Annotated in this window: 7 protein-coding genes and 1 pseudogene; 7 read left to right on the forward strand and 1 reads right to left on the reverse strand. The window is 55.7% G+C overall.

Features of this window, described 5'->3' with window-relative positions; genetic code table 11:
• The first annotated feature begins 52 nt into the window (after positions 1-52).
• From QMA10_RS17325 to QMA10_RS17355, 6 genes and pseudogenes are all read left to right on the forward strand, one after another.
• A complete protein-coding gene (locus QMA10_RS17325) occupies positions 53-625 on the forward strand; it encodes a histidine phosphatase family protein (protein ID WP_290170426.1) in 573 nt (190 codons plus the stop codon).
• 197 nt (positions 626-822) lie between these two features.
• Positions 823-1,378: pseudogene (locus QMA10_RS17725) on the forward strand (aldehyde dehydrogenase family protein).
• Between the two features lie 837 nt (positions 1,379-2,215).
• The gene (dcm, locus tag QMA10_RS17340) at positions 2,216-3,550 is read left to right on the forward strand and encodes a DNA (cytosine-5-)-methyltransferase (protein WP_290170427.1); all 1,335 of its coding nucleotides are present in this window, start codon (positions 2,216-2,218) and stop codon (positions 3,548-3,550) included.
• Between the two features lie 29 nt (positions 3,551-3,579).
• Positions 3,580-5,136 carry an ATP-binding protein gene (locus QMA10_RS17345; protein ID WP_290170428.1) on the forward strand — a complete coding sequence of 519 codons (1,557 nt, stop codon included), beginning with the start codon at positions 3,580-3,582 and terminating at the stop codon, positions 5,134-5,136.
• 5 nt (positions 5,137-5,141) lie between these two features.
• Complete coding sequence (locus QMA10_RS17350) at positions 5,142-7,397, forward strand: Z1 domain-containing protein (protein WP_290170430.1); 2,256 nt, start codon at positions 5,142-5,144, stop codon at positions 7,395-7,397.
• Positions 7,397-8,362 carry a PD-(D/E)XK motif protein gene (locus tag QMA10_RS17355; RefSeq protein ID WP_290170432.1) on the forward strand — a complete coding sequence of 322 codons (966 nt, stop codon included), beginning with the start codon at positions 7,397-7,399 and terminating at the stop codon, positions 8,360-8,362. The genes QMA10_RS17350 and QMA10_RS17355 overlap by 1 nt, the downstream gene beginning before the upstream one ends.
• Before the next feature lie 268 nt (positions 8,363-8,630).
• Here QMA10_RS17355 and QMA10_RS17360 read toward each other — a convergent pair whose 3' ends face one another.
• Positions 8,631-9,554, reverse strand: a complete 924-nt coding sequence (locus QMA10_RS17360; RefSeq protein ID WP_356835709.1) for a hypothetical protein — start codon at positions 9,552-9,554, stop codon at positions 8,631-8,633.
• Positions 9,555-9,581: 27 nt separating this feature from the next.
• On the opposite strand from QMA10_RS17360, the gene QMA10_RS17365 reads away from it, so the two are divergent.
• Positions 9,582-9,716: a hypothetical protein gene (locus QMA10_RS17365; RefSeq protein WP_290170434.1), complete on the forward strand. Its 135-nt coding sequence runs from the start codon at positions 9,582-9,584 to the stop codon at positions 9,714-9,716.
• Positions 9,717-9,756: the final 40 nt, after the last annotated feature.

Here is a 9,756-nt window from a genome sequence, read left to right on the forward strand (position 1 = left end):
AGGCTCCGGTGGGTGCGGCAGAGGGAGATGCTCGCCGCATGCTGGTGCGGACGTGAGCACTGCTGGCGGAAGCGGCACCGGGAGCCTACCGGAACGGCTGGTCCTGGTGCGGCACGGCGAGACGGACTGGAACCAGCAGCGCCGCTTGCAGGGCCGCACCGATAACCCGCCGAACGGTGTGGGCCGCGGACAGGCGCGCAATACCGGTCGACTGCTGGCCGCCGATCCGTGGGATGTGGTGGTGTCTTCGCCGCTGCTGCGTGCCGTGCAGACGGCTCACCTTATTGCTGACGCGGCCGGACTGCAGCCGTCCGGCACCATCCCGGAGCTGATCGAGCGGGACTATGGGCACGCAGAAGGGCTGCACCTGAACGGGCTGACCGAACCGCAGCTCACAGCTGCCCTTGGCGTCGGCGAACCGGAGCAGGCAGTGGCGCGTCGCGGGCTCGTTGCTCTGCGCGGTTTGGCTGCGCAGTTTCCCGGCCAGCGGATCATCGCCGTGGCGCACGGCACCCTGATCCGGCTCACCCTCTCCGAGCTCACCGGCCAGTGGTATCCGCGTGTGTTGAACGGTGAGGTGGTAGAGGTTCCGCTGGGTGCGCTGCTCGAAGGGGCCCAGGTGTGAGGACCCACCCCGCCGTCGGCAGCACTGACGCTCGCCACTCTGGCACTGGCACTGTCCCTGGCCGCCGGGTGGTCTGATTTCGGGCTCGCGGGGCTGCCGGATCGATCAGGCTGCGGACGGATGGCAGTGGGCCGAAGCCGCCACCGGTGCGCGGTTCGACGTCGTGAATCTTGCCGCTGAAGAGGGTCATCGCCACGGTGGTCGACGGCGGTCCGGAGGATGCCCAGCGTGCGATCGAAACCGCCGGCCGGGCGCAGAAGGAATGGGCTGCCACCACTCCCCGGGAACGCAGCGAGATCCTGCGCCGCGCCTATGACCTGATCATGGCCCGGCAGGACGAACTGGCGCTGGTCATGACCACCGAAATGGGCAAGCCCCTCGCCGAGGCCAAGGGGAAGTGGTGTACGCGGCCGAGTTCTTCCGCTGGTTCTCCGAGGAAGCTGTGCGCATCGGCGGCGACGGCAAGACCCGGATCATCGTCTCGAAGAAACCGGTGGGACCGTGTGTGCTGGTCACGACGTTGAACTTCCCGCTGGCGATGGGCACCCGCAAGATCGGCCCTGCCATCGCCGCCGGCTGCACCATGGTGTTCAACCCCGCCAGCCCCCGCTGTCCTCCCTGGCGCTGGTGGACATCCTGGTGGAGGTCGGGCTGCCCGCCGGGGTGCTGAACGTGGTGCCCACGTCGAAGGCCTCGGCGGTGGTGTCGCCGTGGGTGTCTAGCGGCATCGCCCGCAAGGTCAACTTCACCTAGGCCACGTTGCGCGGCGAGGAGCTTCCCGGTGTTCCGGCGTCTGAGGGGCTGCCGAAGCGCGAGTATGTGGAGCTGAACCGGGTGGATGCTGAGGCAAGGAGGGTGGGGGTTTAGCCCCTAAGTCTTCGGATGCAAGTCGAGGCGTGACGCTCGCCTAGGTGACGCTGGTGCAGCAATGAAGGCACGCAGTCACCTGAAGAGACTCGCCCTGGCCCGCGATCGGACGACGTCGTTCGTGACGGGATGGAACCGAAATCGTTGCAGGACGTTGAGGGCCGTGCAGGAGCCCGACTTCGATGCGGTAGCTGAAGGAATAAAGACAGGACCTGCCCGCGGGTTTCGCTGCAGACTAGGCACCCCCCCCGCCTGCAACCATGCTCAGATTTCTACACGCGCCAACGCGCGCACGGCAGCCACAGAGCCAGGAGACGCTCCACACAGTGGAACTACTCTGTTGCTCGCGAATCCCTAGGTCTCTATTGATGGGAAGGCCTGTCGTAGAAGCCGGCAAAGTTCCTGTGCCGTTGGTTCGTTGAACTGCATCGACTGGCTTGGGGTGCCGACATTCTTCCTACCGTCGGAACCGAAGGTTGTCAGGTTGAAAAGGACCTCCCCGTCATCCGCGACCACCACCGCGTACGCACAATCGGCGGTCGTGCTGTTCGGACGGACGGCGCGGGTATCTGCTTGGAGAGATCGGATGACAGCCATGCTTGGAGCTTAGCGTCTGTAGGGTCCAAGGCGAGGGATGTCGCAGGTAAGGACTTGTCAGAGCTCACCTATAAGATGGGTGTACTTGTCGACGACGGGCGAAGAGCTTAACGATGGTAGGAAAAAATGCAGGTAGAGGGCGAAAAGTCCAGATCGTCATTCACTTTTATAGACCTATTTAGCGGTCTGGGCGGGTTTCATACGGCGCTTCGAAATCTTGGCGGGACGGGTGTGTTTGCGTCCGAGTGGATCGAGTCGTTGAGGGTGCTTTACGAGAAAAACTATGGACTTACACCCCACGGTGATATTACAAAGGTCGCAATGGATGCCATACCCCGTCATGACGTTCTGACTGCAGGATTCCCCTGCCAGCCTTTTTCGAAGGCAGGTGAACAACTGGGTTTTGAGCACACCGAACAGGGTAGCCTTTTCTTTACGGTCGCTAAGATTATAGAATCGAAACGTCCCTCATTCTTCATCTTGGAAAACGTTCCGAACATACTTCGTCACCGCGGTGGTGAGACTATCGTTACTATTCGCGAAACGTTGGAGTCTCTCGGATACTCAGTCCAACATCGGCGATATTCGCCCCACGAGTTTGGGATACCGCAGATAAGAGATCGAGTCTACATTATAGGATCCCTATCGGGTTTGGATGATTTCAAATGGCCAGAACCTGAAAACACTGTGACCGATATTCGGTCCGTTTTGGACGCTAATCCGCAAGGTAGTCGTCCCTTATCTCCACAGTCAATTCAATGCCTTAATGTCTGGAATGACTTCCTTGCTCTTAGTCCTCGTGAACTGCAAATTCCTTCATATCCTATATGGGCGATGGAATTCGGGGCAACATATCCATTCGAGGATGATACGCCGTTCAGTGTCTTAGCGAGAGAGGGAGATCTGAAACAATATAGAGGATCCTTCGGCAATAAAATTAGTGGCGATACACCAACTGAACAACTCGATCTATTACCTAGCCACGCTCGCCGTCCCCAACTCAAGTTCCCGAAGTGGAAGATCGATTTTATACGACAAAACCGACAGTTCTATCAAGACAATAGAGAATGGATCGACCCTTGGCTTCCACAACTACGTAATTTTCCTAGTAGTTGGCAGAAATTTGAATGGAATGCCAAAGGCGAGGAGAAGGATCTGTGGAAGTTGGTGGTGCAATTCCGCGCATCCGGAGTACGTGTTAAACGTTCGCAAACCGCGCCGAGTCTGGTGGCCATGACTGATACACAGATCCCAATCATCGGCTGGGAACGGCGCTATATGACGCCACGGGAGTGTTCGCGATTGCAGAGCCTTGGGGAGATAGAACTTCCTGAGAGCCGTCCTGCCGCTTATAGGGCGCTGGGTAACGCCGTGAATGCCGAAGTCGTACGTCTCATTGCCGAACCACTGCTGGCCAGCTTTGTAGAAGCTAATTCGGTGTCTGGGAATCAGGCCGCGTAGCCCGTCCACCGTTAGGGGGAGCATTATTTATGGAAATTGATATCCGTCCTGAAGTGAACATGTTGGGCGTGTTGAAACATTTGAACTATAAACCTTGGTTTGCTCTAGCGGAGTTCGTCGACAACTCCCTCGCAAGCGTACTTTCAGCACGTTCCAGGGGCATGCATGACAAAAATGACCTTAAACTCGTCGTTCGTATCAAAATCGACTCGGCTAGACAAACAATAACGGTTACGGATAATGCCTACGGGATTGAACTTGATGACTTTCCCAGAGCCTTCAAAGCCGCTGAAATCCCACCGGATAGGAGTGGCCTATCAGAGTTCGGTATGGGAATGAAGAGCGCAGCTTCATGGTTTGCGGGTAAATGGTCAGTTCGCACATCAGTGATGGGGGAGCCTATTCAGCGAACCGTTAGTTTTGATCTTGAAGAAATTATGGCTGACCGCACCGAGAATCTGCCAGTAATGGAAGCACTGGCGTCCGCCTCTAGCCATTTCACGGTAATAACACTTGAAAAGCTTAACCACTTTCCACAAAAGCGGACTGTCTCTAAGATCAAAGAGCATCTGACAAGCATGTATCGCAAATTTTTGCGTAGCGGCGTTATGGAACTCTGGTTCAACGATGAACACCTCCAATTCAAGGAAGTGGAAGTTTTAGTCGCGCCCAGCATTTTTGATTCTGAGGAACGATCAGTCCGATGGCTGCATAATTCGATCAGCATAGATCTTGGTGGAGGAAAAAAAGTCACGGGTTTTGCGGGTCTTCGTAGTATCGGTTCAACGAGCGAGGCAGGATTCTCACTATTCCGCCGTGGCCGCCTTATAGTTGGAAGTTACGATGAGACTTATCGCCCTACCGAGATATTTGGTCGAAGTAATAGCTATGTCTATCAACGCTTATTTGGAGAATTTGATCTGCATGGATTCGATGTAAGTCATACCAAAGATGGCATTCAATGGGCCGGATATGAAGAGCTATTTCTAGATAAGCTAAAAGAGATTCTTCAGAAAAAGGACCTCAATCTTCTGGGGCAAGCTGCAGGTTTTCGTACCAAGTCCCCCAAGCGGTCTGAGCAGGAGACTATTGCTAATGCCACGAAAGAGGTAGCAGGCATTATGAAGGGGCGGCTGGAGAGTGTGTTAGACGCCTCTTCGCGGGAGCCTCTGGATGAGTCTTATTTACCATCTATGCTTCCTGATATACCTCTAGTTGAGGATCTCATCCGTCGCTTGGTAATCCGTGCGGATGGTCGGCTCTGGCAAATAACCCTGACTCTTGTCATGGATGACGCACAATCTGACTGGTTGGAGGTAGGGACAGACCTCGACGGTGTAGATCCCGTCACCGGGGAATCCTGCGTTGACATGGAGGTCAGGATTTCGTTCGCTCATCCGTTTTCGCGAGAGTACATAGGTGCTGACGGGGAGAACAGCTTGGCGCTGCTAGTTTTTGGTTGCTCCGTTGCGATCGCTCTATCACTTGGCAAGAAGGCCGGCGCGCGGTCTCAATTTGTGCTTGAATATCTGAACGCGGTACTAAGAGGAACCTTCAGCGTTACGCCCGTCTCAGAGAGGCCATAAGCTGCATGAACATTTCAGTCAGTGCTGTCGAACAGCCATCAACAGATAGCAGGGTTTGGCACCCTGTTCCCGGGAAGTTCACCGAGGGGTTTATTGCACTAAAGACTGCGGGCACAGGTGCGCACTTAGAATCGTCTATGGGCCGTGTAGTTGAGGAAGCCCAGGACATTCTGGCTCATTGTCATCCGCCTGCTGGAGGGCCAGGAGGGAACGCGGTCCTCGTAGTTGGTTATGTTCAATCTGGGAAAACGCTGTCATTCACTACTGTAGCGGCCCTCGCTCGAGATAACGGTTATGGGGTTGTCATAGTGCTGGCCGGGACTACCAAGAACTTGAAAAAGCAATCTGAGGACCGGCTCGACGCCGATCTTGGACTGACCGAACTGCAAGGTGCCTGGACCCGGACTGAAAACCCTGTCGCTGATGAGGATGGCGAGGACATCAGGCGGATTCTCGAAGGATGGAAGCGTGACAGAGATGGACAGACTCTTAGGGACAAGCCTGCACTTCTTATCACAGTCCTTAAACATTCGGGAAGAATCAAGGGAACCGCAGAGACTCTTCGGCGGCTCGGAAGCGTTGTTCAGGGCGTTCCGGTTCTCATCATCGACGATGAGAGCGACCAAGCCAGCCTAAATACAAAAGCTCGACAAAACCTCATCAAAGGGACCACAAATAAGAGCGTAACTTATGACGCCATTGTAGAACTGCGTGACGCGTTACCGCATCACTCGTACCTGCAATATACTGCGACCCCTCAGGCAAACCTATTGCTCGCCATTACTGACGTTCTGAATCCGGCTTATGCAAAGGTAATTTCTAGTGGTGACTCGTACACCGGAGGTAAGTTTTTCTTCCAGGATCATGCTGAACGCCTTATAGTCAAATTACCGGAAAAGGATATTTGTAATCCCAAGAGCATGCCGAACGAAGCTCCTGAATCCCTTCTAGAGTCGCTTCGATTCTACCTATTAGGGGCAGCCGTCACTGCAATGAACGACGGCCCGCGGAAAAACCGTTCAATGATGGTTCAAGCGTCCCAGGACACGGATCCCCACGGTACATATGCCAAATGGATCCAAGATCTGGTAAACGCTTGGTCCAATCTTTTGCGTACGGGCAGTCAAGCCTCGAAAGATCAACTACGATCCGACTTTGAAGGACCATACCTAGACCTGGAGAGTACTACGAAGTCGGTGGGCCAAGTCGAGGACCCTCTGCCTCCATTAGACGAACTGCTTGGCTGGGTCGCAGAGGTCTGTACTGAAGTACGCGTTCTTGAAGTTAACTCAAAGGGCGCGGAAAAGGAGATCAATTGGAAATCAGACCAGTTCTGGATTCTCGTTGGCGGGTTGAAGCTCGACCGTGGTTTTACGGTCGAAGGGCTGACGGTCACTTACATGCCGCGGAATCTGTCCGAAAATGCAGATGTACTTCAACAGCGAGCTCGGTTCTTCGGGTATCGCGATTCCTATGCTGCGTATTGCCGCATTTTCCTTTCGGCTGCTTCGATTGCGGCGTTTACCGAGTACGTCAGGGATGAGGAGTACCTCCGCAGGACTCTTATTGAGAACGCTGATCGGCCACTGACGGAGTGGCGGCGGTCTTTCCTCCTCAGCAAACACATCAGAAACCTCTCACGGAGCAACATTTCCGGAAGAAAGATAAAACGGCTAAAGCTCGATGCTGGGTGGATAACACCCCGCGGTCTGCACCTGGATGTTCAAGCAGCGGCGTCAAATGACAAATTGATGTTGAGTTATGCCAAGAATAAGGGCGAAAAATACGGTCGTGTTGTTGCAACTGATGTTTATAATGTCACGGATCGTAGGAGTGGCAGCCAGCCAAATGTGTTGGTTCCGTCTGTTGATCTTGATGAAGTATTGCTATTCCTGATGGACTTTACCGTAGTCACAGACCGTGACCGTATGTTAATGACTTCCATTACTACCGGTCTCGGTGAAGCTAATAGTCCTGTTGATCTCGTCCTAATGTCAGATTTGTCGGTAGATCATCGTTCGGGTTTCAGTTCCTCAACTATAGAATCCAATATCTTCTCTGGCCGTAGCCCGAAGAGTCTGAGTGTGCCGACCATCTACTCGGGTGATCGTGCTTATAAGAGTGAGCAGGTTCCTACGCTTCAGTTACATCGCATTACTATAAAGGACAGCCCGTTATCTTCAGGGCAACTAGTCGCCCCCTGGTTGGCTCTACATATCCCAGGCCAACTCGCCAGCGATTTTGTTGTGGAGGAATTTTAGTGTCGGCTCTTGCCGCTGAGACTTTGCGTATAGCGTCCGCGTTGGCCAGTGAAGGTACACGAGCCAGCGAGACGATGAGAGCGTCATGGATGCCGGGGCGTAAAGATGACCTACTCGCCGTTGATAATGAGGGCAGCTTCGTTCTCTTAGTTCGCCAATATGGTTCAGAAGGTGGGGCTCTCCAAAGGAATCACCGAGTATTCGCCGTCTTACCGTGTCGGGAATACACTGTGCGGGTTGAAGATGAAGAGTTTCGGGAACGGTACCGGGCAATCGTTCTACGATCCGGCAATGAGCATTTGTTGTCTGCGTTCAGTATCCTGACCGCCACACTTCTCTCCTACCTACCAATGGCTCCATCTTCTGATGATATCGATACTTTTATGGCCGAAATCATCGAACTATTCGATGTCCAGCCTGAGGTTTCAATGGAAAGGGTGGTAGGGCTATGGGGGGAGTTGTCGATTATCTCGAGTTCTAAGGACCCCCAAGCGTGGCTTCGGGCCTGGCATGTTCTGCCAAACTCTGTTTTCGATTTTTCCTTTGGTGAACTTAACGTCGAAGTGAAGACGGGCATGGGCGCGCACCCGCTTCATCACTTTTCTCATTCGCAATTAACCCAGGACCCCCGGAATTCATACATTGCTTCTGTGCTGGTGCGCGAGGACCGTGGCGGCAAGTCCATCATTGATCTAGTCGAAGATATTTGCGCAGGGTTATCCGTCGAGGCTCAGTCAGTACTCGAGAGAAGGGTTATGCGAGCCTTCGGCAGGGAAGTGGAACTAGCGCGTGATCTTCGATTCTCCCTCACAGAAAGCGATTCGCCGCGATTCCTCAGAGCGGAATATGTTCCACGCGTTGTCGTTTCGCCAGGCCTGCCTATTTCTGACATATCTTACCGCGTCGACCTTAGTGCTTGTCTTACTGCTCATGGATCTGCTTCTCTGCCGGCTTCATTGTCATAGGTTCGGATCCGCGCGTCTAAACGAAGGGTGAATGCGGCACACCAGGAAGGTACTGGTTGGGTCCCCGTTAGCAGTCCAGCGCCTATGCGATAGCTAATTGGTTTTCGTGCACCCATGTTTCCCAGTCCGCCACCGCGGCGGGCGTTTGAGCAGCCAGGCACCCGCGCCGGTGTGGTCCGGGCCGTCGACAACACCCAGGATCTGCCCGGTATCAACAGAAAACGCCGGCGTCCGCAGAGCGGACACCGGCGTCGTCGGGCGTTGGAAATCAGCCGAAGAGTTCCTGCTCCAGCGCCTCAATCTCCGCCGTCATGGACTCCTTCAGCGCAGCTTTCTCCGTCTCCGGCAGCCAGCACGCATCGACGCCGGCCAGAGCGGAGCGGCGCAGCCAGGCTCGGTCGACGCCCAGCTCGTCCACGGCAATCCGGTACTCGTTGGCCAGGGTGGTGGGGAACATTCCCGGATCATCGGAGGCCAGGATGACGTTCAGGACTGCGTCGATCATGGCCTTGATGGAGGCACGCCGCCACGGCCGCCAGGACCGGCGGGAAGTGGTGAAAATGCCCGTGAACAGGGTCTGGTCCTCCCGCAGCCGGGCAATGACGGCGTCGTCCTCCATCACAAAGTAGCCGTGGTCAATGCGGTCGCAGCCCAGCACGTCCAGGCAGGTGACTGTGTTGATGGCCACCGGCGCGTGCTCGGAGGAATGCGCGGTGCGCTTGAGCCCGTGCGCACCGGCCAGCTGGTATGCCTCGGCAAAGCGCTCGGGCGGTCCCGCCGTTTCCAGGTTGTCCATCCCAATACCCACCACGTACGGGCTGGGCGCCTCCAGGATCTGCTGCACCCGGGCCACCGCGTAGGCCCCGTCCTTGCTGCGGTCGATGCCGACCACCAGCCGCCCGCTCATGCCGAAGTCCCGCTCTGCCGCCCGGATGCCCTCCACATAGGCGGCCACCGCACCGGCGTAGCCCAGCTCCGGCATGCGCGGGGGCACGTCGTCGATGAACAGTTCCAGGTGCCGGGTGTTGCTGGCACGGTGGGCGTCCTCAAACGCTTCATAGGTGATGCGGGTGAGGTCCGCCGGCTCGGTCAGCGACTGCATGACCCAGTCCGAGACCTGGAACAGCGAATACCGCCCGCCGGCCGGATCCAGGCTGTAGTCCTGTCTTAGACCTCGTGGCCACGAAGATATGCTGGTTACTCACCATGAAGGAGACCCGTGAAAGCCGTCGATTCACACCTGCTTACCCTGTTGAAGGCGAGCAGCCAGTTTATTGTGCCGATCTACCAGCGGCTCTACTCATGGCAGGAAGCGGAGGGGACTGCCCCCGGTTTTGTTGACTCCTTGACCTAGCGAGCTGATGCTCGTGGAAGGATGTTGACCATGCCGACGG

Source organism: Arthrobacter sp. APC 3897 (genome assembly GCF_030407495.1).
In the GTDB taxonomy this organism is placed as follows: Bacteria; Actinomycetota; Actinomycetes; order Actinomycetales; family Micrococcaceae; genus Arthrobacter_B.

What these genes read in the sequence shown, in the direction of transcription:
- dcm (WP_290170427.1), top strand. Translation starts at nt 2,216, where the DNA reads ATGCAGGTAGAGGGCGAAAAGTCCAGATCGTCATTCACTTTTATAGAC.
- QMA10_RS17345 (WP_290170428.1), top strand. Translation starts at nt 3,580, where the DNA reads ATGGAAATTGATATCCGTCCTGAAGTGAACATGTTGGGCGTGTTGAAA.
- QMA10_RS17350 (WP_290170430.1), top strand. Translation starts at nt 5,142, where the DNA reads ATGAACATTTCAGTCAGTGCTGTCGAACAGCCATCAACAGATAGCAGG.